The sequence below is a fragment of the Pokkaliibacter sp. MBI-7 genome (assembly GCF_029846635.1).
GTDB lineage: Bacteria > Pseudomonadota > Gammaproteobacteria > Pseudomonadales > Balneatricaceae > Pokkaliibacter.
Genome location: NZ_JARVTG010000002.1, coordinates 1 through 22,697 on the forward strand (window position 1 = coordinate 1; position 22,697 = coordinate 22,697).

29 protein-coding genes and 3 pseudogenes are annotated in these 22,697 nt (G+C 54.9%); 8 read left to right on the top strand and 24 right to left on the bottom strand.

The features are described from left to right. Nucleotides 1–81 precede the first annotated feature (81 nt). Together QCD60_RS19590 and QCD60_RS19595 are read left to right on the top strand one after the other, a co-directional pair. Complete coding sequence (locus tag QCD60_RS19590) at nucleotides 82–708, top strand: LysE family translocator (protein ID WP_279781185.1); 627 nt, start codon at nucleotides 82–84, stop codon at nucleotides 706–708. Between the two features lie 90 nt (nucleotides 709–798). Continuing rightward, on the top strand, nucleotides 799–1,176 hold the full coding sequence (locus QCD60_RS19595; protein ID WP_347950233.1) for a multidrug efflux SMR transporter: 378 nt from the start codon (nucleotides 799–801) through the stop codon (nucleotides 1,174–1,176). Nucleotides 1,177–1,370: 194 nt separating this feature from the next. On the opposite strand, the gene QCD60_RS19600 is transcribed toward QCD60_RS19595, so the two are convergent. From QCD60_RS19600 to QCD60_RS19605, 3 genes and pseudogenes are all read right to left on the bottom strand, one after another. Continuing rightward, nucleotides 1,371–2,303 (bottom strand): IS5 family transposase, encoded by a 933-nt coding sequence (locus QCD60_RS19600; protein ID WP_279781181.1) that lies wholly within the window; start codon nucleotides 2,301–2,303, stop codon nucleotides 1,371–1,373. A gap of 69 nt (nucleotides 2,304–2,372) precedes the next feature. Next, nucleotides 2,373–2,633 (bottom strand): annotated as a pseudogene (locus QCD60_RS30650) (hypothetical protein). Nucleotides 2,634–2,654: 21 nt separating this feature from the next. Next, a pseudogene (locus tag QCD60_RS19605) lies at nucleotides 2,655–2,851 on the bottom strand (conjugal transfer protein TrbL). Between the two features lie 107 nt (nucleotides 2,852–2,958). Between QCD60_RS19605 and QCD60_RS19610 the strand changes: the two are divergent. Beyond that, nucleotides 2,959–3,898: pseudogene (locus QCD60_RS19610) on the top strand (IS5 family transposase). A gap of 412 nt (nucleotides 3,899–4,310) precedes the next feature. Then, complete coding sequence (locus tag QCD60_RS19615; RefSeq protein ID WP_279787948.1) at nucleotides 4,311–4,946, top strand: recombinase family protein; 636 nt, start codon at nucleotides 4,311–4,313, stop codon at nucleotides 4,944–4,946. 342 nt (nucleotides 4,947–5,288) lie between these two features. Here the strand turns inward: QCD60_RS19615 and QCD60_RS19620 are convergent, their stop codons facing one another. Beyond that, complete coding sequence (locus tag QCD60_RS19620) at nucleotides 5,289–5,699, bottom strand: hypothetical protein (protein ID WP_279787949.1); 411 nt, start codon at nucleotides 5,697–5,699, stop codon at nucleotides 5,289–5,291. Nucleotides 5,700–5,855: 156 nt separating this feature from the next. Between QCD60_RS19620 and QCD60_RS19625 the strand changes: the two genes are divergently transcribed. Beyond that, nucleotides 5,856–6,119, top strand: a complete 264-nt coding sequence (locus tag QCD60_RS19625) for a hypothetical protein (protein WP_279781172.1) — start codon at nucleotides 5,856–5,858, stop codon at nucleotides 6,117–6,119. Between the two features lie 91 nt (nucleotides 6,120–6,210). On the opposite strand, the gene QCD60_RS19630 is transcribed toward QCD60_RS19625, so the two are convergent. The 6 genes from QCD60_RS19630 to QCD60_RS19655 form a co-directional block, all read right to left on the bottom strand. After that, a complete protein-coding gene (locus QCD60_RS19630; RefSeq protein ID WP_279791035.1) occupies nucleotides 6,211–6,936 on the bottom strand; it encodes a conjugal transfer protein TraG N-terminal domain-containing protein in 726 nt (241 codons plus the stop codon). Next, nucleotides 6,909–7,760, bottom strand: a complete 852-nt coding sequence (locus tag QCD60_RS19635; protein WP_279787950.1) for a conjugal transfer protein TraG N-terminal domain-containing protein — start codon at nucleotides 7,758–7,760, stop codon at nucleotides 6,909–6,911. The genes QCD60_RS19630 and QCD60_RS19635 overlap by 28 nt, the downstream gene beginning before the upstream one ends. Next, nucleotides 7,757–8,104, bottom strand: coding sequence for a hypothetical protein (locus QCD60_RS19640; protein WP_279787951.1), 348 nt, complete (start codon nucleotides 8,102–8,104; stop codon nucleotides 7,757–7,759). The genes QCD60_RS19635 and QCD60_RS19640 overlap by 4 nt, the downstream gene beginning before the upstream one ends. A gap of 30 nt (nucleotides 8,105–8,134) precedes the next feature. Continuing rightward, nucleotides 8,135–9,514: an integrating conjugative element protein gene (locus tag QCD60_RS19645; RefSeq protein WP_279781166.1), complete on the bottom strand. Its 1,380-nt coding sequence runs from the start codon at nucleotides 9,512–9,514 to the stop codon at nucleotides 8,135–8,137. Nucleotides 9,515–9,554: 40 nt separating this feature from the next. Continuing rightward, nucleotides 9,555–10,457 (bottom strand): TIGR03756 family integrating conjugative element protein, encoded by a 903-nt coding sequence (locus QCD60_RS19650; RefSeq protein ID WP_279787855.1) that lies wholly within the window; start codon nucleotides 10,455–10,457, stop codon nucleotides 9,555–9,557. A gap of 118 nt (nucleotides 10,458–10,575) precedes the next feature. Further along, nucleotides 10,576–10,962, bottom strand: coding sequence for a TIGR03757 family integrating conjugative element protein (locus QCD60_RS19655; protein ID WP_347950235.1), 387 nt, complete (start codon nucleotides 10,960–10,962; stop codon nucleotides 10,576–10,578). A 210-nt stretch (nucleotides 10,963–11,172) separates the two neighbouring features. On the opposite strand from QCD60_RS19655, the gene QCD60_RS19660 reads away from it, so the two are divergent. Together QCD60_RS19660 and QCD60_RS19665 are read left to right on the top strand one after the other, a co-directional pair. Further along, entirely contained in the window at nucleotides 11,173–11,421 is a 249-nt protein-coding gene (locus QCD60_RS19660) for a type II toxin-antitoxin system ParD family antitoxin (protein ID WP_279781162.1), read from the top strand. After that, the gene (locus QCD60_RS19665) at nucleotides 11,418–11,717 is read left to right on the top strand and encodes a type II toxin-antitoxin system RelE/ParE family toxin (RefSeq protein ID WP_279781160.1); all 300 of its coding nucleotides are present in this window, start codon (nucleotides 11,418–11,420) and stop codon (nucleotides 11,715–11,717) included. The genes QCD60_RS19660 and QCD60_RS19665 overlap by 4 nt, the downstream gene beginning before the upstream one ends. A gap of 127 nt (nucleotides 11,718–11,844) precedes the next feature. Here QCD60_RS19665 and QCD60_RS19670 read toward each other — a convergent pair whose 3' ends face one another. From QCD60_RS19670 to QCD60_RS19715, 10 genes are all read right to left on the bottom strand, one after another. Then, nucleotides 11,845–12,243, bottom strand: coding sequence for a type II toxin-antitoxin system VapC family toxin (locus QCD60_RS19670; protein WP_279781158.1), 399 nt, complete (start codon nucleotides 12,241–12,243; stop codon nucleotides 11,845–11,847). Beyond that, on the bottom strand, nucleotides 12,240–12,506 hold the full coding sequence (locus tag QCD60_RS19675; RefSeq protein ID WP_279781157.1) for a transcriptional regulator: 267 nt from the start codon (nucleotides 12,504–12,506) through the stop codon (nucleotides 12,240–12,242). The genes QCD60_RS19670 and QCD60_RS19675 overlap by 4 nt, the downstream gene beginning before the upstream one ends. 85 nt (nucleotides 12,507–12,591) lie before the next feature. Continuing rightward, nucleotides 12,592–13,056, bottom strand: a complete 465-nt coding sequence (locus QCD60_RS19680) for a hypothetical protein (RefSeq protein WP_279781154.1) — start codon at nucleotides 13,054–13,056, stop codon at nucleotides 12,592–12,594. Between the two features lie 193 nt (nucleotides 13,057–13,249). Next, nucleotides 13,250–13,795, bottom strand: coding sequence for a ProQ/FINO family protein (locus QCD60_RS19685; RefSeq protein WP_279787953.1), 546 nt, complete (start codon nucleotides 13,793–13,795; stop codon nucleotides 13,250–13,252). A gap of 64 nt (nucleotides 13,796–13,859) precedes the next feature. After that, nucleotides 13,860–14,207: a hypothetical protein gene (locus tag QCD60_RS19690; protein WP_279781150.1), complete on the bottom strand. Its 348-nt coding sequence runs from the start codon at nucleotides 14,205–14,207 to the stop codon at nucleotides 13,860–13,862. Nucleotides 14,208–14,241: 34 nt separating this feature from the next. Continuing rightward, nucleotides 14,242–14,676, bottom strand: a complete 435-nt coding sequence (locus QCD60_RS19695) for a hypothetical protein (RefSeq protein ID WP_279781148.1) — start codon at nucleotides 14,674–14,676, stop codon at nucleotides 14,242–14,244. 209 nt (nucleotides 14,677–14,885) lie between these two features. Further along, nucleotides 14,886–15,326, bottom strand: a complete 441-nt coding sequence (locus QCD60_RS19700; protein WP_279787840.1) for a hypothetical protein — start codon at nucleotides 15,324–15,326, stop codon at nucleotides 14,886–14,888. Between the two features lie 256 nt (nucleotides 15,327–15,582). Further along, nucleotides 15,583–15,897 carry a hypothetical protein gene (locus QCD60_RS19705; protein ID WP_279787954.1) on the bottom strand — a complete coding sequence of 105 codons (315 nt, stop codon included), beginning with the start codon at nucleotides 15,895–15,897 and terminating at the stop codon, nucleotides 15,583–15,585. Nucleotides 15,898–16,055: 158 nt separating this feature from the next. Then, nucleotides 16,056–16,325: a hypothetical protein gene (locus tag QCD60_RS19710; protein ID WP_279787955.1), complete on the bottom strand. Its 270-nt coding sequence runs from the start codon at nucleotides 16,323–16,325 to the stop codon at nucleotides 16,056–16,058. A 213-nt stretch (nucleotides 16,326–16,538) separates the two neighbouring features. After that, nucleotides 16,539–16,742, bottom strand: coding sequence for a hypothetical protein (locus QCD60_RS19715; RefSeq protein WP_279781329.1), 204 nt, complete (start codon nucleotides 16,740–16,742; stop codon nucleotides 16,539–16,541). Between the two features lie 359 nt (nucleotides 16,743–17,101). Between QCD60_RS19715 and QCD60_RS19720 the strand changes: the two genes are divergently transcribed. Continuing rightward, entirely contained in the window at nucleotides 17,102–17,290 is a 189-nt protein-coding gene (locus QCD60_RS19720) for a hypothetical protein (RefSeq protein WP_279787956.1), read from the top strand. 19 nt (nucleotides 17,291–17,309) lie between these two features. Here QCD60_RS19720 and QCD60_RS19725 read toward each other — a convergent pair whose 3' ends face one another. The 4 genes from QCD60_RS19725 to QCD60_RS19740 form a co-directional block, all read right to left on the bottom strand. Next, nucleotides 17,310–18,242, bottom strand: coding sequence for a hypothetical protein (locus tag QCD60_RS19725; RefSeq protein WP_279781326.1), 933 nt, complete (start codon nucleotides 18,240–18,242; stop codon nucleotides 17,310–17,312). A gap of 377 nt (nucleotides 18,243–18,619) precedes the next feature. Beyond that, nucleotides 18,620–18,925, bottom strand: a complete 306-nt coding sequence (locus QCD60_RS19730) for a hypothetical protein (protein WP_279787957.1) — start codon at nucleotides 18,923–18,925, stop codon at nucleotides 18,620–18,622. Further along, nucleotides 18,907–19,104 carry a hypothetical protein gene (locus tag QCD60_RS19735; RefSeq protein WP_279787958.1) on the bottom strand — a complete coding sequence of 66 codons (198 nt, stop codon included), beginning with the start codon at nucleotides 19,102–19,104 and terminating at the stop codon, nucleotides 18,907–18,909. The genes QCD60_RS19730 and QCD60_RS19735 overlap by 19 nt, the downstream gene beginning before the upstream one ends. A 664-nt stretch (nucleotides 19,105–19,768) precedes the next feature. Next, nucleotides 19,769–22,684 carry a conjugative transfer ATPase gene (locus tag QCD60_RS19740; RefSeq protein WP_279781320.1) on the bottom strand — a complete coding sequence of 972 codons (2,916 nt, stop codon included), beginning with the start codon at nucleotides 22,682–22,684 and terminating at the stop codon, nucleotides 19,769–19,771. Nucleotides 22,685–22,697 lie beyond the last annotated feature (13 nt).

Genomic DNA, 22,697 nt, shown 5'->3' on the forward strand with positions numbered 1-22,697 from the left:
TAATAGTTTAGAATTATCATGATGTTAGGGTGGTTTTTTTTTGGTTTGTAACTCACAAAGATACAGTTAAGGATGATTGCAATGGATGCTATTAATTACCCTCTAATCTTAGTGGCAGCATTAGCTGCGATAGCGAGTCCTGGGCCTGCGACATTAGCTATTGCTAGTGCATCAATGAGTCATGGTCGAATTTACGGCTTAGGTCTAGCTTGTGGCGTGCTCACTGGTTCGCTGTTTTGGTCTTGTAGTGCAGCGTTTGGTTTGGCGGCACTGCTCAGTTCAAATGTTTGGATATTTGAAGTCATACGGTATTGTGGCGCTGCTTATTTGATTTATTTGTCGTTGAAATCTTTACGTTCTGCCGTCGGAAAATCTACATTGACATTAGTTCAAAGTCATTCAACAACGCTGACCAATATTTATTTCAAAGGTTTACTTATTCACCTGACTAATCCCAAAGCCATATTGTATTTCGCCTCTCTGTACTCCATCGGTGTTCCTGCAACTGCGCAGGTTTCTGATTTGGTGACAGTGATATTGTCTGTTGGAATGTTGAGTTCCAGTGTCTTTCTTGGTTACGCTGTTCTTTTCTCTAACCATAGAGCGAGAAATATCTATCTAAAATCGAAAGTCATGTTTGAATGTACGTTTGCTGCTTTTTTTGGTTTTGCTGGAATGAAAATTTTGACGGGTGATATTGTTAGGTAGTTCTTAACATACCTGTATTGGAAGACGACTTCCCCCGTTTTGGGAGTGATCTGCTGGGACGACCTAGCCCTGTTATTACTTGGAGGGGCTATGCCTTGGTTCTATCTTCTCATTGCTGGATTACTTGAAATTGTCTGGGCTTACACAATGAAGCAATCTTACGGTTTCACTCGACTTATTCCATCGCTCATAACTATTTTTGCAATGATGGCAAGTTTTTGGTTACTAGCGATTGCTATGCGCTCTATACCTCTTGGAACGGCGTATACAATTTGGACAGGGATTGGTTCTGTCGGTGCATTCCTTGTTGGAGTTTTGTGGCTAGCTGAACCTGTTAACGTTTTGAGAGTTATCGCAGCCCGTACTGATTATTATGGGGCTTATTTTAATGAAACTATCAAGTCTCTAGGTACCATCAATTCATGCAGCAAAATCGACCTTTGTAATCAACATCGGGTTCTGGGTTAACTGACTTTTCCATACTATAAGTTATTCATGACTTACTAATTTAGCAAAATCACTGAAACAGATATGTCCCAGAAACAAGTTACAGCTTCACCATAATCGGTTTGATGTATGTGAAAACGCGGGCCGGTACACCATCACCGGGCTTTGTTGCATAAATAGATGTCAGCATATAAGACCCCTTACCCCAGATGATCTTATGGTATGCGCACCGTCATCGGTGTCCCGAGCCGCGTAAAGCGATTCAATATTGCCGCCCGCACCTGAAGCTCGGCGACCTGCCGGTCAAAATCCCTTGCCATCACGCGTTCACCCAGCCGCTTGAAACAGTGCATTTTGGTTTCCACCAGACTACGCCGATGATAACCGCTCCACTTCTTCCAGAGCGTCCGGCCCAGCCGGCGGGTGGCCCGCAGAATCTCATTCCTGGCAGAGGCCCCCGGGCGATTTTCCTTCCACGGCTTCGCATTCTGGCGGGTGGGTATCACCGCCTCTGCCTCTCGCCGGGCTATCGCCTCATGACAGCCTCGCGTGTCGTAGGCACCATCTCCACTGACAGACGCTATCTTCTCCTCCACCGGTATCTGACTCAGCAACCCGGGCAGCATCGGTGCGTCCCCCACCGCATTGTCGGTCACCTCAATAGCCCGGATTTCCAGCGTGTGCGCATCGATGCCCAGATGCACCTTGCGCCATTGGCGGCGGTAGTCCGCACCGTGCTTTTTGGTTTTCCATTCCCCTTCGCCCAGCATCTTGATACCGGTGCTGTCGATCAACAGATGCAGTCCGGTCGTGGCTGGGCAGCAAGGAATCACGACCTGCAGCGACTTCTGGCGCCGACAGACGGTGCTGTAGTCGGGGGTTGGCCAATCCAGCCCTGCCAGTTTAAGCAGGCTTTGTACCATGCCCACCGCCTGGCGCAGGGCCAGGTTGTAGAGGCATTTAATGGTCAGGCAGAACTGAATGGCTGCATCGCTGAAGGTGGGCGTACGTCCTCGCTTCCCGCACGCAGAACCGTACCAGTTCATGTCACGGTCGAGCCAGATCATCAGCGATCCACGCGCTTTGAGCGCGGCGTTGTAGGACTTCCAATTGATGGTCTTGTACTGAGGTGAGGCCGGTTTATTCATGCCGTCATTCTACAGCATGGGACTCAACATGATTTGTGCAACAAAGCCCCATCACCGCCCGTGTGCTTTCTAACTACTTGCGTCGGCAAACGGCCAATACCTCATTTTGTCGATTCGCTCGAACCGATCTCGTCATGTCCTTATAAGCACGCCCGGCCAGCTTGTTTTGGAATACCTCCATTTTGTCGGCAATGGCTTTCATCTTCGGGCCGTGCCCGGTTTTGTGCAGGCCACTGGCCCAAAAAATAGGAGGCCACTATCACAATGAACATCACTGCGAAGAAACCAAATATACCTCTGCAGGTTTTGAGGTGGAAAGTTAAACTCCATAAATCAGTAATCCTTACTTAGTTAGGCCATGCGACCTTTTTTAACAAAACTGGCAACCTCTTCGTTGCGCTCCTGCTGGCGTTCTTGGCATACGAAACGTAGTCCTCAACGTCGAAGGTGTGATTTTCCGGTCGCGCCTCTTGCCATTCTGCGTGTGCTTGACGGGCTTCTTCCTGGTCCTCAATGGATAGACCATCAAAGCCGCCGGTTTGATTCATCCAGCCAGTGCCGCCACCGCCTAAGCTATCGTTGTCAAATGCAGGGGAAGCCTCGTCAAGGCTTTGTTGCACAAATCATGTTGAGTCCCATGCTGTAGAATGACGGCATGAATAAACCGGCCTCACCTCAGTACAAGACCATCAATTGGAAGTCCTACAACGACCGCGCCTCAAAGCGCGTGGATCGCTGATGATCTGGCTCGACCGTGACATGAACTGGTACGGTTCTGCGTGCGGGAAGCGAGGACGTACGCCCCACCTTCAGCGATGCCGCCATTCAGTTCTGCCTGACCATTAAATGCCTCTACACCTGGCCCTGCGCCAGGCGGTGGCATGGTACAGAAGCCTGCTTAAACTGGCAGGGCTGGATTGGCCAACCCCCGACTACAGCACCGTTTGTCGGCGCCAGAAGTCGCTGCAGGTCGTGATTCCTTGCCACCCAGCCACGACCGGACTGCATCTGTTTGATCGACAGCACCGGTATCAAGATGCTGGGCGAAGGGGAATGGGAAAACCAAAAAGCACGGTGCGGACTACCGCCGCCAATGGCGCAAGGTGCATCTGGGCATCGATGCGCACAACACGCTGGAAATCCGGGCTATTGAAGTGACCGACAATGCGGTGGGGGACGCGCCGATGCTGCCCGGGTTGCTGAGTCAGATACCAGTGGAGGAGAAGATAGCGTCTGTCAGCGGAGATGGTGCCTACGACACGCGAGGCTGTCATGAGGCGATAGCCCGGCGAGAGGCAGAGGCGGTGATACCCACCCGCCAGAATGCGAAGCCGTGGAAGGAAAATCGCCCGGGGGCTTCTGCCAGGAATGAGATTCTGCGGGGTACCCGCCGGCTGGGCCGGACGCTCTGGAAGAAGTGGAGCGGTTATCATCGGCGTAGTCTGGTGGAAACCAAAATGCACTGTTTCAAGCGACTGGGTGAACGCGTGATGGCAAGGGACTTTGACCGGCAGGTCGCCGAGCTTCAGGTGCGGGCGGCAATATTGAATCGCTTTACGCGGCTCGGGACACCGATGACGGTGCGCATACCATAAGATCATCTGGGGTAAGGGGTCTTATATGCTGACATCTATTTATGCAACAAAGCCCTGCTGATGAAAGAAACCTTTATCATGGTTGTCGATTTCGAGCTATCCAATTAGAAGGCATATCGTCTCTTTCGAGGCTATTCATGGTTAGGCGTGAGCTTTCACTTTCTTGAGCATGTCATTTCATTTTTCTTCGGCACCGTTTGGTGAGAGCGCTCTCCAATATCAGAATCAGAATTTATAGCTCGATGTAATACAGCTCTAGCTCGCGAGCAAGATAAGTGTATAAAAAGGATCGTTTTCGGACCCCTCTCAAACACCCTGTCCTAAAATTAGCCTTTCCCTATTTTGTACACGCCGTATGATACGAACACTGATTTCGTACATGTAGGTGCACGTATGTCCCGCATTTTCGTCTATGCCCGTGTCAGCACTGCTGACGCAACATACTGATAACCAGATACAAGAAGTTGTTGCGGCGGGCTTTGCTGTAAATCAACGGCGGATCGTAACAGAGCACATCAGCGGCAGTGTAGCAGCGCTTGAGCGTCCGCAGTTTGCCAGACTGCTGGATCGCCTGGAGCCCGGAGATATATTGATCGTGACCAAGCTGGATAGGCTGGGTCGCAATGCCATGGATGTTCGGGCCACCATAGAACTTCTGGCAGAAGATGGTATCCATGTTCATTGCCTGGCATTGGGAGGTGCGGATCTGACCAGCCCTGCAGGCCGGATGACGATGATGGTGATGAATGCGGTCGCGGAGTTTGAGCGAGATTTGCTGATAGAGCGCACTCAGGCAGGTCTGGCAAGAGCGCGTGCCGAAGGGAAGAGGCTAGGGCGCCCACCGGCATTGAGTGACGAAGATCAGGTCAAAGTCATTGACCGCTTAGGCGGCAGGAGTGTCTGTCGCTCAGGTGGCACGAAATTTTGGGACTACCCGGCAGTCGATCATGCGGATCAGGGCAAAGCAGTTGGAGTATCACAACATGGGGCAAGATCTATCAGGTGGAGCTTGAGAGCGCTTGAACGACATAGGGTGTACTACCCATAAATGAAAAAAGGTGGAGCTATAAGCTCCAAGTACTACGACAACATCAAATGTTGAAGGGCTAGCCGCTGCCTAACCTTCCCACTACTTGCCCTTTACAGGCTGACCATGGGGGGTGCTACGCGGGCCTCATCTGGATTTAAAGAGCGGGGAGGCTCAAACACACTCTGTAGCCTAATAATGAAAAAAGCCACAATTATGTGGGCTTTTTTCAAAACTTGGAAGGTATGACATTTCCGCTCTAATTGCGTGGTGTGAGTGACCTTCACACAAACAATATATCGTTGTTTTGTTTTGTGGTCAAATTTGGTCAAAGCACTCAAAGATAAAAGCTGCCCTGTGTGCCTATGGTTGGCTCTTCCAAATCAGAAGACCTTCTGCTTCCCATTTCTGGACTGGATCAGGACCCTCTTTGCCATACATTGACGTGACTAAGTTGTAATACTGATTACGACCAACCTGCTGGTTTTGCCTGATAGGGATGATGACAGGAGCGCCGCTTTTTATCTCAAAAGTCACAACGACAACGCTATCGATCAATGTCTGCTTGGCAGGTTTGAATAGGGCCATTGGAGCGTTTTGTATAATGGTTGGAAGCTGCTGGATCATACGTGTGGGGATACCATGATCAAAGCATATCTTGCTTATAATGCTGCTTTTGACTGCCACAGGTAAGGCAGGAAAACCTGCATGAGTGAGCAGGTATTCAGGAGTATCACATACAAGCAGTAACTTCTCATGCTGCGGAGGCTTCATGCATCTCTGACGTGATCAGAGCATCAACTAATGTTGCAAAGTTGTTCAATACAGCCCCCGAAAAACCCAAGAAAGGAATCAGCAAAGGCCGAAACTTTACATCCCGTACATTTTGTATTCAACTTACCCCCACCACAGGCGTACAAGGAGAGTCCCATGCCCGCCCACACCTCAGCCACCAAGGCCGGCTTTCTGCAACGTCTAAAAGATCGGCGTTTCCAGATACTGCTGGCCAAACAATTGATGCTACTGATCTATAGGGTGTTTGCGATTACTGTGGGGGTACTCACGGCGGGGTTTGTTCAATTTATGGCCGTGGGCACCAGTAGTGAGGAAAGCGATGATAGCCTGCACAGAACAGGCTATCGTCATGGTCCAGAGGGTGATGGGTACTACAGTGGTAGCCAGAAAATCGACTAGAACCACGCAGAATGGCACTGCCAAGTAGTACCATCCTGATAGTAGTTCGTAGTTCGTAGTTCGTAGTTCGTAGTTCGTAGTTCGTAACTGCTTATGCCTGCCCCTTGTCTCCCTTCGATTTTCCTTTTCCAGTTATCTGCTGGAAGAACTGAGCAGCCCCTTTTCCCGCATCCCCTGCCGACTTAGTTCCTGATCCCATACCATCAGAAATCAATGCCATCTTATATCCAGCCCAACCCATCGCAGCCAGGAAGAACGCTGGCCATACCAGAAACATGGTGACCGTCACAAAGTCACTGACCCAGTTGTCAAAGTCATCAGCCAGGTAACCCAACAGGGAACCGTCACTGGGGCTGCTGTAGAGGATCTCCACCAGTTTGTTGTCCACGAACCGGGCCAGCTCCCACCAGAAGGTCATAAAGACCAGCGCGCAGTAGGCGAGGGTGATCGACATCAGCGTGGCAAAGCTATAGCTACCCATGACCATGACGATGGGCATCGAGATGATCAGGGCCATCATCAGCATGCTCTGTACCATGGGCAATGACGTTTGCACCAGATACATAGCAGGCATGACGGTGGCAGTCGCAACACCCATACCCACCGCTGCCGTGGCGGTTTTCAGGGCTGCGACGGGCGCCCCTACAACGCTTCCCCCTTCCGACTCAGAATAGCCATAGCTTCTGAAGGCACGCCCTGGCCGCTCCATCGTGGTGGAGGACATCAGGGTACGCAGCAAGTCTTCATCGGAGACACCGATCGCGAAGAGCTGTTCCAGCAGATCGTCTGTCAGCTCCGCTTTCGCGCGCGCGGCCAGACCGACTTTGCTATCACTCCACCACTGTTTACAGGTGGGATAGCCACCGGCCCCGGTATTGGCAGGGCCACGTCCCTTGCCGCATCATACGGAAAGTTGGGGTTAGGCAGACTGGCATGATGGGTGTCGTAGTAGCCCGGCGTAGTCAGAAAGTAGTTCGAGCCAACCCAGTCCACGTCACGCAGCTGCTCTTCGTTGAACTTGTAATAGTCCGCACGCTTCAGGTTTGTCAGGCGTGACTTGGATACGGCAAAGCAGTCCCGCGCAAAGTCACCCAGTTCTGCAGCCAGGCCTCCAGAGATATATTCCTGATTCAGTTCGTACTTCACTTGCCGGAGGTTGATCTCACAGGGGATCGAGGCAATCGCGGGGTAGGTGATCATCTTGGCCACGACATGCCAGCTCCACCACCAGAAAGGCACTTGAGGCGTCATACCGTTGACGCTGGCAAAGCCTGTCGTCCAGGCATTTTCACCGCCTGCAGGTTTGCCCTGATCACTCATGGAGCATTGTGCCGAATGCAGGTTGTCTGCGTTAGGGGGATAGACGACCTTGAGATTAACGTTAATGAAGGGCTGCAGTGCAATCAGGATCACGATGAGCGCCTGATACAGATCGATCTCAAGGTTGTTCAGCCCCAGTGCGCCCTTGTTACCCTCATCGGCACCCTGACGACGCATTTCTGCAAAGTTGCTGTAGACCATAAACATCAACGGGATCGCAAACACCCCGGAGTCAGAGAGCACGGCCCATATTTTTTCGCTGATATACCAGCCCAGCAGCACCATGGAGTATTCCAGGTGCGAGTCCACGGCCATGATCATGCCGCACCTCCTACGATCTGAATCAGGCGGATCACTTCAACGGCGGCGATTATGCTGACGGCACGCCAGCCAAAACGGCGCACCTTGGCCGCGCCATGACGCTCTGCCATGTAGTGATGGCTGGTACGCCACATCCAGTAGAAGCCCCCATACAGCGGTATACGCCACAGATACAGCCAGGGGCTGAGCCGGCTCCACCACTGACTAAAGTGCTCCAGTTGTTCGGTGTGGTTCATGCTAAAGCGAGCCAGTACCAGCAGGGTGGCAATGCACGCTACCAGGATGGCCACTGCGATCAGCAGCTTCCTGGTCAATGTCAGTCCACGCTGAGCCAGCTGCAACATCTGAGGGTTATGCCAGAGTTTTCATATCCATCATTCCTCATCCTTCGGGTACAGACCGGGTGCGGTATTAGGTAAGGGACGTGCATTGGTACCTTCATTGCTGGTACGACGGTCAGCAGTACGGGTCAGTGAGGTGAGTGCGGTGTTCTCGGCCAGCATTTTGCGGATCTCCATTTCCTGTTTGAGGGAGCCGATTTCCCGGTCCAGCTGATCCAGGCTGCTATCTACAGCGGTTTGTAGCTCATCGGAGTTCTGCACTTCAGGAATACTGGCACCGGCGACGAGGGCACGGCGCATCAGGATGGCTTTGTCCAGTACCCGCGACAGTGCCAACTCACCGGACAACCGCTGTACCAGCAGGGAGCGTTCAGGGTCATCCCGTAAGCTGTCGATGATGGAGCGTGAGACCTGCAACAGTTCGCCCCCGGACACTTTGGCCAGGTTGTCATTGGTCACCTTGAGCGAGCCACTGGCGAGGCCTGCCAGGGTGGTGGCAATGGAGTCCTGGGCCTCGGCGACCATCGGAATCAGCCCCGTACCGGCTTTACCCGCCACTTGTTCGCAGGTGGTGCAGGTGGTCAGGGTTTTCTCACCCAGCACCTTCACCATGTCGTCAGCCAGTTCGGCAGGAGAGCTCCAGACCTGACACATCGAGCCACCGGCACAGGATTCACTCCCTGTCGCATGGGAGAAGGTGCCCGTGTCGGTGACGGTACGGTTGGTCAATACGTTGGCACCGGCCACTGCCGTATCACGGATGACTTTAATGGGATCCTGGCCCTTACCACCTTTACGGGCACCGCCTACCCACTGAATGCCCTCATCGCCGCCTTTACTCTCGGCCTGCTCCTTGGCCTGTACGGCATCGGTTGTGGAGGCTGCTGCCCGCTGGTAGGCATCGGCCTTGGCTTGCTGGGCCAATCGAGACCCCATGACCACATCGGTCATATCGGAGGCCATGCTCTCGCAGGTGAGCTTGGCAGAGTCGAAGGACAGTTTGCCTTGCAGTACGCCATTCTGCAGCAGGTCATAGAGCTGTGGATTGCTGCGCTGAATGATCATGGCCGGCAGTGAAGCCACGGCGCCAGTCGCGGCATTAATCACGTTACTCATCAACGACTTGAAGCCGTTAGTAACGCCGTTCAATTGGTTCTGTACCGTTGCTCCGAGATCAAAATTGCCGCACATGAGGTTGGCATTCCAGCCGACCCCCAAGCCAATGGAGTTGGGCGTCTTCCGGCTTGCTGGGCCTGCAATCACATTGCCGCCGCCAATGGCGTAATACACCGAGTCATTGAGCACTTTGTCATGCACATCAAACCCGTAGTCGGTGTCTGCACCAGCCAAACCACTGCCCATCACTGCACCCGTCAGGCCGACGGCCAGGGTCACGGTTTTTACTGCCTTCACTGCACCAGCCCTCTTTATCCTTACGTTCATTGCTGCTCCCTCACATGAAATCCGTGTAACCCAGGAAGGTTTGCCCTCGCCGCTGACAGCAGCTATAGGGGCGCCACAGCGACCAGACATAGCCGCCGTTCTCACTCAGTCGGTCGGAGTAGGTGTCAGATGGGAAAATCGCGCAGGTGTACTCCAGCTTAGGAGACAGCTGCTGCCACTTGTGGGTTTTCTTATCCCCTTCGGTGATCGGGCCGGGTGGCCAGTAGCCATCGCGACTGGAGGCCGTCAGCGGGGTATAGACGTGCATCTGCCCGGAGCGGGTGACCAGATCGCCTACGCGCTGGGCCACGACAGCCCCTGCTTTGTAATCGTGGGTCTGGATCAATGCGCCGGCACGCGGATAGACGCTGCCCCACATATCGCCCGTCTGGCCGACTTCACGCTGTCCGGGGATCAGCGCTTCAGGGTAAACAGACTCAGGCACACCCCAACGCCAGGCCAGGGTATCCAGGGTGGAGACGAAGTAGGGGTAAACAGGAGTGGCACTGGTTGAACAGGCATAGCCTGACTGAGAGGCCAGATTAGAGGCGATATAGCCGCCCGGATGACCGATGGCATCTGCACTCTTGAAGCGCACCTTGCTGTGTTCATTGGCATGCCGGCCATGGGTATCCCCACCACCTTCCGCTCCTGGGAGCGGGACACCAACAAACGACATCTCAGACCAGGGGTTATCCCCTGGGTTGTTGTACGCCGAGACCACCAGATCCGGCACGTAGTGCCTAACCTTAACTGAGGTCCGCACTGTGCAGCCCCACCAGGTGCAGAACAGCCAGTAACAGACACCGACTACCCGGTACTCCACACAATCCGGCGCCATGGCTGACTGGGTGATGGTGGCAGTGGTAATGGCAAAAGTCGGTGTGGTCACTAGGCAGAACGACATCGCCATGCTGCGCAGCCGCTTTTTCCATGACAGCGGTACCGGGATGGCGCGGGGGGAAGAGGCCACCACGGGCAAGGTATCGGGCACCGTCATTGGCCACCCCCGGTGCGCTGCTGGATCTGAGCTACTGCGGCAGCCACATCGTCTGGCCATAGACGACATAACGCCCACCCACCACCACGGCAGGCACTTTCAGCACCTTCAGTTCATGGGCGCGCACGACACCGGCATACGCTGCCTGCAGCTGCTGCTGGAATTGCTGGCCGGCAGGGCCTGCTAATCGCTGCTGCACCACTGCAGCGGCCTGTTCAGGGGGCTGCGGCAGGTTCGCGGAAAACGACTGTTCCAGCCGCGCGGGTTCGTCCAGATAAGCCACGCGAGTCTGTGCCATGAGTGTCGGCGGCACCGTGACGGGCTGTGCATGGACGGTGAAAAACCTCAATGGAGGGGGGAGCAGATGGTGAGGGCGCAGCGGCCCAAACCGCTGCACTGACGATGGCCAGCACACCACCGGCCCATGCTGCTGTTTTGCGAAGATGGATGGGAAACATACCTGACCCCTTGAAGACTGAAACTCAGCCGACAGCTTCGAGAAGAAAAGGTAAAAAATCCGCAGTTAACTCTTGCTGGGTGTCAGAGGGTTAGCTCAGGCTGCGCCAGGTGGTGGACAGTCCCCGTACACCCACCTATTGTAAGTATATTTCTTACAGGAGGCGGCGTGATGTCTCGCACTATTACTTTCCAACCCAGCCCGGAGCTCGGCGAGTTTATTGACTCGCTGATCCAGACAGGCAGCTATAACACCCAGAGCGAAGTGGTCAGAGCAGGATTACGACTACTGCAGGAGCAAACGGCAGCCTCTAACCTGGAACAATTGCGGCGCCTTATTGATGAAGGTGAAGCCAGTGGGAGTCCGATGCCATGGGACGTTGACACTTTTCTGCAGAAGATGAGAAAGCCATCGCCATGACGGATAAGACATTCAAGGTATATCCCAAGGCCGAAGAGGATCTGACTCGCATCTATCAGTACACCCAGCAGGAATGGGGGGCACAACAGGCCGAAGCGTATATCAGAACACTCCATCAGGGATTGATGGTCATTGCCAGTAACCCTGCCTTGGGACGCAACCGTGATTACATTCGTCCGGGGCTCAAGGCTTACCATACGGGATCGCATATCGTTTTCTATAAATCGACCCCATACGGTGTTGCTATTGTGCGTGTTCTGCACCAGGCCATGGACTATGATCGGCATTTCAACTGACAGGGTGGAACCTTGCGCATCGCCTCACTATAGTGGAGCTCTGCTTATCAGGAGAGCAGCGCAAAGCCGGGATCATCGTCAGATGTCCCGGCTTTGTGTTTTTAAGGAGGGGAGGAGCAAGAAGGTATTATTTAAGTCGCTGAGTGGTATGACCCAGTTGCTTCAGCAGATTGACTGCTTTCTTGTCAAAGGAAACAAAAGTATTACCACCTTGAAGCCGCCCATCATAAGCAATGATGCCATCGGCAAAATCTCCCCCTGCGTCAAAAAGCTGAAGACCTGCTTCGACAGCTGATTTATTGACCACGACGTTTGCGGTATTCATCAATTGACGGATGACTGACGCAATATCGGTGCGCGCAACCTGATAGCCTCTGCCCAGAACCCAAACGAGCTCACACAATGAGTGCAGGCTAATCACCACAGAACTGGCCTGGTTAAGTGTCTGTATGGCCACCCTTGACTGATGTAGATCATCCTCTGTCAAAAGACGCACCAGAACATTGGTGTCAGCGGTAATGTTCATGCAGGCGTGGCCCCTGCTTCGGCAGAAGCCTCTCTGATGACGTCATTCATTTCTTCTACAGAGAGAACGCGTCCATTGGTTTTGCCTTTGAGAAAGCCTTGTAGAGATTCAAACGTATTTTTGGGGGGAAGGGCTTTGATATTGGCCCGCCCTTCAGAGAGCAGCTCCAGCTCAACTTTGTCACCGGGCTTGAGCCCTAAATGGCGGAGCACTTCTTTATTAAAAGTGACCTGGCCTTTGGCGGTAATTGTCAGCGTAGCCATGGGATGACCCTCCAAGTGGTATAGATACATGGTAAGGCATATCTGCCTTACCATCTACTATGACCAATACGGGCTATCGTTCAACTCAGCTCACCACACGAAACTGCTGCCGGCGCTGACTGGCCGTATTCTGCAGTTCAATACAGTGGTCCACCATGCGCCCCTCACTGTCCGTCAGCAGGCATCCGGCATCACGTAAGATATTCAGGTGAGGCTTCATCAGCGGTACAGAAGGGTAGACCTGCCATACACGCAGACCATCACTGCTGGCCATATTGATATGGAGTTGCTGAGGATGCCCATAGCCGGCATCAGAGGAGGGATACACCGAACGGGGAGCATGGCGCGCTGCCTGATAGTCCTGCCAGCGGTCTTTCAGCACGATGCCTGCAAGGATCGCTACCAGGTTAAGCAGGCCAAACAGCAGCAGATAACCACCGACCTGTACATTGAGCCCCAAGGTGGCGGCCAGCACGATCCCCAGCCCCATCCAACCAATACCGCGCAGACCTGCCCAGTAGGCCTGCCTGATCATGCGTCCTGCTTTCATTCTGATCATCCGTATCATGGTGTGCACACTCCGCCGCCGATAACGGCTATTAAGTGTGCTAAAGCGTTATTCGGTTTCCGTGACAGCAACAGGTGCCGTGGCCTGATCACCCTCGTCCGGCTCCCCGTTGTCCTCACCGCCTTTGATGTGCTTCAGTGTGGCTTCCGCTGTGGCTACGCGCCCGGGCAGCTGGTCAGGCGCAATGGCGCGTCGCGTGGTGACATCGTAGCCGAAATGGATCACCAGCCTGGCTGCAGCCAGTTGCCGCGCCTTCCTCGGAGATGTCGCCAGCAGCTCCCTCCAGCGGCTGACCGTCCAGCCCGATACGACGTGCTCCTTTCCAGACCGCGATCAGATAGTGCCGGCGGCTGGTGTAGGCCTTGAGCGCAGCCCGCACCCGTTTCAGTGACACCCCCATCGCCTCAGTCACCACGATGGTCCGGATCTGCTCACCCACACCGATCCCCAAGGGTTGAGCTGGCTCCGGCAGGCAGTCGGGGAAGTGTGTACGCACGATCTCCAGGCTGGCCTGAGCATAGGTTTTCGGTTTTTTGGGCTGACTGGCAGGAGGAGGTGTCACCGGCGCCGCTGCGGGTGGACTGGCTAAAGGCGTACTGACAGGGGGCTGTTCATTTGTACTCGGTATGGCCACAGCGGGTGTGGAGGGAGCCTCCACCGTGTCTGCAGCCACTTTACGCTTCAGACTCAACTTCGGGCGGGAAGGCGGGGTAGTCATCATGAGGTCCATCGGTTTCGTGTCAGGGTTCGTCCAGGGCACAGCTTACCGTAAAAGGCCGTCCCCTCTACAGACCATGCAGGATCAACTCCTTCGGCACATATCCCAGCTGCAGCTGGTGTGAGTGTGGCCACTGTCCACAGAGCACGGTCACTGAATCCCCTTCCTGCTTGAAGGGGATCATATCCACCGGAGGATGGGGCTCACAGCGCCCCTCCAGATCCGGGACGACCTTCACCCCCATCATATTGCCTACCGGAATCGGTGCTATCAGCAGGCTGTAGTGGCCTTCGCCGTAGAACTCGGCCACCTCCTGACCCCGACGGTAATCGACATAACTGTCTGCACTGATCCATGCCAGTAACATCATCGGTACCATGACGAACAGACTGGCGCGCTTCATATCGTGCTGCATAACGGGGGACGTCCTTGTAACGGGTGATCCAGGATCACGGTTGGGAATCGATCAGTACCGGCTCGGCCCAGTACAGAATCTCTTTCATCTGTTTTTGTACCTCGGTGGTCAGCTGGTTGGCCTCCTTCAGCACCGCCATCTGGTATGCCATCCAGCGCTTATCATCTTCACAGGCCCCCTCCCGCACCTGACCGGCGATGGCCACCGCCTTGCGTCGGGCCTTGGCCTCCATCTGTCGAATGACCATGCAGGCCTCCCGCGCGCTCTGCATCACCTCATCACTCAGTAGCATTTCACCGTCATAGATACGCTGGAGCGTCAGTGCACGGTCTCTCAGCACCGACAGTGCTCCCTCACACTCACGGTACAGGTCCATGACGACATCGGTGGGGTTGGGTTCAGCGGCATCAGTCGTCAGGTCATCCATATCGAGGGACACGGATAGTGGTTGAGCAATAGCCGATGGCATAGCGAACTCCTTCTCGATTGTTTTTGTTATGGCCAGAAAGTGATCATTGAACACAATGCGCCTGAATCGATATAGATACCACCCCAGTGGGCGTCATTGAACTGGCACAAGGGACAGCCGCCTTACCGTTTGCGTGCCCAAAACAACACTGCCAGGATCAACCTGGCAGTGAGATCAGATAGGCCGATCAGGGATCCAGGCCTTTACACTTAGCCCAGCGCCTTTTTGACACGGGCTTTCAGTGCCGACTCCAGCTGACTGACATTGGCACCGGCAGGATTACGATACGTCATGGTCAGGGCCGCTTTGCCTGAGCCCAGCTTGTCGATCACCATATCCAGCACAATATCCTGACCGCTCACGGTCGCATCACTGCGCATGTGATAGGTCACACCCGGTGTGGCCTCATAACGCCATCCAGCGTCCTGCATTCTCATGCGGGAAGCCAGGTCGCCACGGGCAGCTCTCAGCTCTTCCGGGGACTGAAAACCAAACTCCCGTTTCATCCGAATAAACACCAGATCCACATCCTGATTCACGGCCATACTCACGACATGGCGCCCTTCGGAATAGGGAGCGTTGTTCGGGGCGCCCAGGCCGATGCTGCGCGGACCACTGTTATCCGTGGTGGTCCCTGAGCTGACGGACACAATCCCAAACGGATCCTTGATTGAACAAGTAACGCAGCTGCCGTCCTTGGTATACAGATCGCAGCCGGCTAACAACCCACCGATGCCAATACCATCACACCCACACCTGCCTTTACCCTGGCGGTTATCCCCACGCTGCACTCCTTATTGATTGTCATTGAATACACCAGTTGACCTGCCACAGCCGACTGTCGCTGTCAGTGCTTGCCACTGACATCCCCCTGTACCTTACTACTGACGCTGTACTGAGACCGCGTTACTGAGGCCGGTTGGCCATTTCCTGCTCGGTCATGTGCCCTATGGCCATATCGATAATGTTGCGGCAGCCACGTCGCTTGGCCGCCTGATAGGCCTCCTCAAGCGCCACTGTTTCCGACGTGGCCAGCACGGTGACATGCACCACACCCGCTGCCACATCCAGTACCGAACAAGGATACTTCATGCCGATAATCCGGCACCGGCCTGTTGACTGAGTGACCGAATCACCGAGCCACCTCACTTGCAGCGGTGGCGACGTGCGCTCACCAAACAACGGCACCACCACACCGGGTCCACCGGGGCGCTTGTTCACAGTTCTCTCCTTATTCGGTTCATGGCCCGGATTCATTCCAGACCGTTTCAACATGCCCTCCACCGCATTGACAGGGCAGGGCAACCTTTCAACAATACCCAAGCCAGTCCTGCGACCTAGCTGGAAACAGGCGAAACAGCAGGTGGCAGGCTGGCAATCTACTGACTCAGGATGGAACCCATGTCCCGCGCTTCCTCATACCCTACAGGGCCCGGATGGCCTTCGGCCTTATCCGCTACCTGATCACCAGTCAAGCAGCGCCCGTACTTCAGCAGACGCTGCTCAAGGCTCAGTGGCACGGCCACCTGATCCTTAACCGGAATCGCGGTGAGCGCATCGTCCTCACCCAGCCCGATGGCCAGCAGATCATCCTGCTGGTCTACGATGTCAAAGACACCTGAATCGCAGCAGCAGGTATGGATAGGCATAGAGGCACCGCGCCATATCGCCATCCGGCGCCCCGAGTGCTACGCCCACCGCAACAGGCAATACCTGAGTCGCCTGGCCCGCACCTTCTGCCTCGACTCAACCATCGACTGACTGCTCAGCCTCTCAGACCGCTCCCAGTCATTTCCACACAAAAACTGCCTCAGCCCTTCCACTATCACGAACTGCCACAGCCAGGCTGGCCTGCCACTGATTCAGCCAGCCTTGTACAACGGATCAGCACCAAACACTTCTTCGGGCGCCTCTGGCCACTCGGCCCGGATGACATCAAACTCTCCCTCCGACCAGCAGCGCAGAAACGCCAGTCCGTCATCCCCTGACCCCAGCTGCAACGCATACTCAATCGCGGCCACCGCAGCCACCACCGGCGCTTCCGCTGTCTCCCTCATCGAGGTCATGCACTATTCTCCTTCACCCTGTCACAGACGGTATTCCGCCATCCTGCCAAAGCCCATGCGCTGCCACAGCAAACAACCCTCACCGCCCCGAAGAGGGTTTACACGCGCCGTGGCCATCATCACCCCTGCGACCAAAGGGGAAGAGGGTGGCGGGAACTGCACTGCAACAATGTGATACTCAGCAGTTACATACGTTACGCATTCACCACCGGACGGACCCATGTCACCGAACACCGCACACCCTGCCAGCCCACTGCAACAGGACGCACAGGACTACACCACCTACCAGGACTGCCTGGAGGCACTGAAGCAGACAACACTTCACACGGGGAATTTACTGGGCCAGCGGATGGTTGCTAGTGGCCCTGGTGATACTGGCCAGAGGGATACTCTTCGATACAGACGGCGTTAACCTCACTAGCTTCTGGAATGAAGGCAGTATCGCCTTAGTGCTGCACGGGGTGGCCATAGCCCAACTGATCAGAACCTACCTGCGTATTACCGAACTGGAGCTGCTGCCCAAAGAACAACTGTGCCAGCAGTGTTGAGCCTCACCACCGGGGCCACTCACCCGGTCTGACAGATCAATCCCTGTGGAATCAACAGATCAAACACCTGCTGCTCAAGGCCGCACTGTAGCCCCAGATTGACCATGGCCACGGCTGATAAACAGATATAGGTCTCCTCCATCTCACGGCCACTGCACAGCGCCCATTGATAATGCACAGCCAACTGTCCCATCAGACCGGCATTAAAGGTGTCCTGATCCTGGTTCAGTATCCCCAGCAGCGCCCAGGCCATGTTCACCAGCCCCTGATAACAGCCGGACAGGGCAGGATCCTCCGGCAGTTGCCCCATGCCAAGCTGCAGTACCTGCCGGGCTATGTCCGCATAGCCCGCCAAACAGGCAGCCATGGCCTGCAGAATACTGTCAGCCATACCATCCAGCACCAGTACCTGGCGCGTGAGGCGAAGGGGGCAGGTCGGGTACTGCTGCAGGATCTCCTCCTGCAGATCACGATCACCCGCAGCCAGCGCGCATACCACCAGACGAAGGACATCACAGGCCGTCGTCCCCTGTATGAGCACCGGGTCATCATCCGGCCTTTCCTGAGCCATGCGCAGCGGCTGTAAACCATACTGACAGGCCCGTTGCCAGTAACAGCGAGCCATCTCCCAGTCCCCCATCAACGCAAAGCCGGTCCCCAGCGTTTCTGCATCCAGCGACGTGGCCACATACAACACCTCCGGCACCCCAGGTTCCAGTGCTGCACGGTGCCGGATCAGCCGTTGCTGAGCCTGACGCAGCCATTGTGTTAGCTGACTGAGAGTAGGGGAGAGACGCAGAATCCCCGCCCCCTCCGGTGACGCTGCAGACGACATTGACCCGGCACCGTCCAGCGACAGCGCCGAACGCATCCAGGCAGACAGAGAAGGAGAGGGATCACCAGCCTGAACAGCGGCAGAAGGAAAGACGAAAGCAGAAGACAAAGACACCATGACCCTCCTTGGACATCGTGAAGAAAGCACTGACTAAACTGGACTACACCAGTCATCGAAACGATTGCTAATTAAGTAAACAAGAACGTCCACCAGTTCCGGTTCATTACAGGGTCATGTCGTTTTGATGACGTTCTGCGGTTGGCTCAACTGAGGTGAGCGCCGGTTATTCAGGCTGATCCTTAGGGGAAGAGGTCATCAGTAACTCTACAAAGCGGTGTAAGGTTTCTTTGTCGAGAAGCGGGGTAAAAATGTGGACACTGGCCATTCCCTGAGTTGAAGGAGATCGAAGTCGTGTCCGAACTGGAACAAGCCCAACAGAATCCTGCCACCCTGGCAGATCAGCCCCTGGCGCCGCCACAGCCTCAGAGTAAAACCTAAGGAATTAAACGGTGAGCGATGTCGATCAAATGCTGACGTCGCTTGCTCTCATTGCCTTCCTTGCGCATGAGGCGTTCAAGGAAGTCATGGTCAAAGACCTGACGTTCTTTGTATACGATATGGCCTTCATCAAAGCTCATTCCCTCAGACACCACCATATCCACATACTCTCCCCCCTCGCCATCAGTTTGATGATGAATGAAGCACACGTTTAGTGTCACATATTGTCCAGGCTTATTCTCCAGACGATTGTTCGCATCAAATTGAACCGCAGTGATTTTTTTCAAAATGCTTTGCTGCATTTTTTCATTGGTGATCCGGCGCTTATACATCCCCTGTGAGTTTGAAAAATACGCAGCATCCAGGGAATATTGATGAGCGATGACCCCACATAGGTGTGAGCACTTTGTTCCAGATAGCGGGTTAGCATGGCTTCGGCCATGTTGTCGCTGATCGAAATACCTGTTGTTTTCTCAAGCACGTACACACCCGATCAAAATGTTCGCGGAGAATCGTAAGGATTTTGTTGCTGAGAGCTCCGCCAGAAGGCCGTCTCTGTTCTCTGTCATACGTTTTCGGGCTGCCAGCGGACAGCAATCGTACTCGAACTGACTGTAGCGAGCTAAACCTGGGATCCCATTTCTGAAGTGTTTGCCGTACGGTGCTTTATCGTTGGTATGAGTAGGGATCAGTCCTATCAGCTGAATGGGATTGTCACAGCTGGACAGACGGCGAAATGTGACCCCCCAGAGTAGTAGGGAGTTTGTTTAAGGGTGACCTCTTCAAAAGTCTCTTTATCAATTGGATAGTGCAGAGTGTCGTTGGGTCGTAGCTTGAAAATCTTCAATCGTTACCTCTCATTTTCTATGAATGATGTGTTGGTATATAGCAGTCTGCCAGACAAGAGGCGTCTGGCAATCTAGGGGGGAGTATATGCCTCACTGGCCACGCTCACTGCCCCTGACCACCAATAACAAAGGGTGACGTGCTCACACACCGTCACCCTTTGCTGTCCCCTCCACGTTATCCTGCCCCTCACGATGCTCTGTCAGCCTACCGACTGCCGCAGTCAGGCTGGGTGTAAACTGCTCCAGCCAGCCCTGCTACGGAGTGACTGACACTCCTGCCGATACAGCTGCGCACCTTCAGTACGGGTGGGGGTACCATGCCGGCTTCTTCGGCGAATAGATCCCGTCTGGATTCAGATGCTGGCAGAGCTCGCTGCTAATGCCGGCAGAACTGTTGACTCCCAATCCCCGCGCCTTGTCCAGCTTCTGAGCGATCATCAGGGCCGCCTCCAGCTCAGAGACACCGTGCTCATCCATCAACCCCTTACGGGCTTTCTTTTCCTCCTTCTCCGTCATCCCCAACGCCAGATACAAACTGGGCGGGACTGAGCGGAACAGCATCTGCAGATTCTTGCTGAGCACCACCCCTTCGGTGTACTTGTGCTTTTCCTTCTGGGCGGACAACACCAGGTGTTTTTGATCGGCACTCAGTGTCTTGAAGCGCGCCACCTGCTCTACTTCGGCAGGCTCCATCACCAGCAGGATCCACCACTCACAAAGCCCCAGTAGCTTCTTGGCAAAGTCCGGGAAGTCGTCCATGTTCTGGGTGGCCAGCCACAACCAGGCCCCCAGCTTTCGCCACATCTTGCCGATCTTGGCCACATAGGGAGCCAGTAGCGAGTTGACCGTCACAATGTGCGCCTCATCGATAGGCACCACGATCTGCCGCCCTGAGAACTGGTCACGCTCGGCAATGTTGTTGATGTGGTTAAACAGTGAGATCAGTGCGAGGGATAACTGCCCCTCGTAACCCTCACGCGATAACGTGGCCAGATCCACCACAGTAACGTCCACTTCTGGCCAGGGGGTACCTTCTTTGGCGAACATCTCTTCCTCAAACGAGCCCGGTGCACACATGAGATCGAGCGCATCCGCCATGCCCTCGATACGTAAGCGGCGGGTCTCAGACTGATCCGGATCACGGGCCATGGCACGCATGGCGCGCTGCAGGTCCGGTGCGGTCATCTGCCGTTTCCCGGCGTACGCCTCTTCCGCTGCCTGCTGAATGGCCCGACGCACCGCCGAGCGGTCCTGCCGCTTGTACTCTTTGATTTCAGCCTCTTCACCGCCGGTAATCATCAGCCGGGCAGCCACTTCCATTTCACCCAGCACATCCCGCTGCGCATCGCCTTCATCATCATCACTGTCGTCAGCCTCATCATCGCTGATGTCATCCGGGTCATAGCTTCGTCCTGACTCGAACAACAAATGGCTGTCGGCAAAGGGGTTCAGACGTACCCCCGAACCCGGTTTGAGCGACACCTTATTGACGCTGAGCCCCAGTGACTGACAGTAGTCCGCAAACAACCCAAAGCTGTTACCGGCCTCAATCAAAAAGACACGGGGACGATGGATGGCCAGCACTTGCGTCAGCATGGCCACCAGGGTGGCGGACTTACCGGCCCCTGTCGGCCCCAGCAACAGCATGTGCGCATTTTTTGCCCGGTCAGCGGTGGAGAGCATGTCAAAGGTAAGAGGGCCACCGCCCCGGTTGAACGCCGTAAAACCGGGATTGCCGGTACCGACGGCGCGGCCAAAGATGGGCACAATCGAGGCCAGATGATCAAAGTACGCCAGATTGACATACCAGTGCTTGCGGTCCTCATGTGGCTTGTAGTTCATAGGCAGCCAGCGCAGATAGCTATTGAGCGGTGCTACCTCATGGCGCGGATCCACCATTTCGATACCTGCTGTCTGCGTGACGGCAATAATCTGGTTGGTACGCTCATTTAACTGGGCCATATCCTGACCACGGACATAGAAGGCCAATGAAAAACGGCACATTTTGTCACCGGCCAGCAGCTTACGCTGTGCCACATCACACTCTTTACGTGCCGCTGTTGCATCATTGGAATGGCCGGACGAGCTGTCCCGGATTTTATCGATATGGGCTTCGATTGAGTCCTGTGGCGTGATCACCATCGTCATGGTCATGATGGTGGACTCCGGGAGGGAGTCGAATAGCGAATTGACCATGCGGCCACGTCGCAACTCCGCCGTCAGGATGCCGGGGCGAGGTACCTGCTTGAATCGATTCATCATGATCACGCGATGGGGCATACGATCAAACAGCCAGACACCGCGATTCACATCCGATGCCGGGTGGGAATACATCAGGCACTCGGAGAAATCGTCCAGCAGCGGACTTCGCCCCTCAGGGGGCTCCTCATCGACATAGTGTGCAAGCCGGCCGAGCGCTTCCGTATCACCCTGCGTCAGCGTGGGGCAGGGGTTAAACCAGGGCAGTAGCCACTGAAACACACTGCGGCCATCACAGCGCTGGACATCGATCCCGATGGACTCCAGGTTTGCCACCAGACGGGCACAGGTGTCATTGATGTCCTGCACCGCCGTCTCAAACTCATCCTCAGTCGAGTGGCCTTTGAGGGAAAAGTTCGCCTCAAAACGTCGGTACAACACCAGGCGAGTGCGGCGGATCTGGCCACGCCAGGGGTTGCGCGTCACTGCCGTGTCCTCAAACAGCCCGCCGGGCTTACTGATCCCCCGCAAATGGCCTTCCATCTGCTTCAGATAGGCCTGAGTAAACTCGGTATCCGCGATCATGGGATCGATATAGGCATCGAGATGTTCCAGGTACGAGCTAAAGCTGGTTTCATCCTGGCAGTAAAGCTGCACTACCCAAGGCTCCGTGTCATATTCATCGAAGGATGACTGCAGTACCTGTTGCACCTGAAAACGGACGTTTTCGATAAATGCATCGTCACGCCCTTCGGTAATCACGGGCTTAAGCTCAAACACCACGCCTACCGAGCTCCCGTCCTCCAGCTCAAACACCTGATGCTTATGGTTGTAATCCACCCAGGGCAGCAGGTCGACAAAGGAGCTGAATTCCTGCCCCTTATTCATAAACGCCTGCTCGTCTGCGATGGTCATGTTTGAGCGCGAAATACGCTCATGCGTGGACCCGTCTGCCAGGGACACAACGTGTTTACCATCGCCCTGCAGAGCAAAGGCGCTCCGCAACTTCTCCATGACTCCCATCATT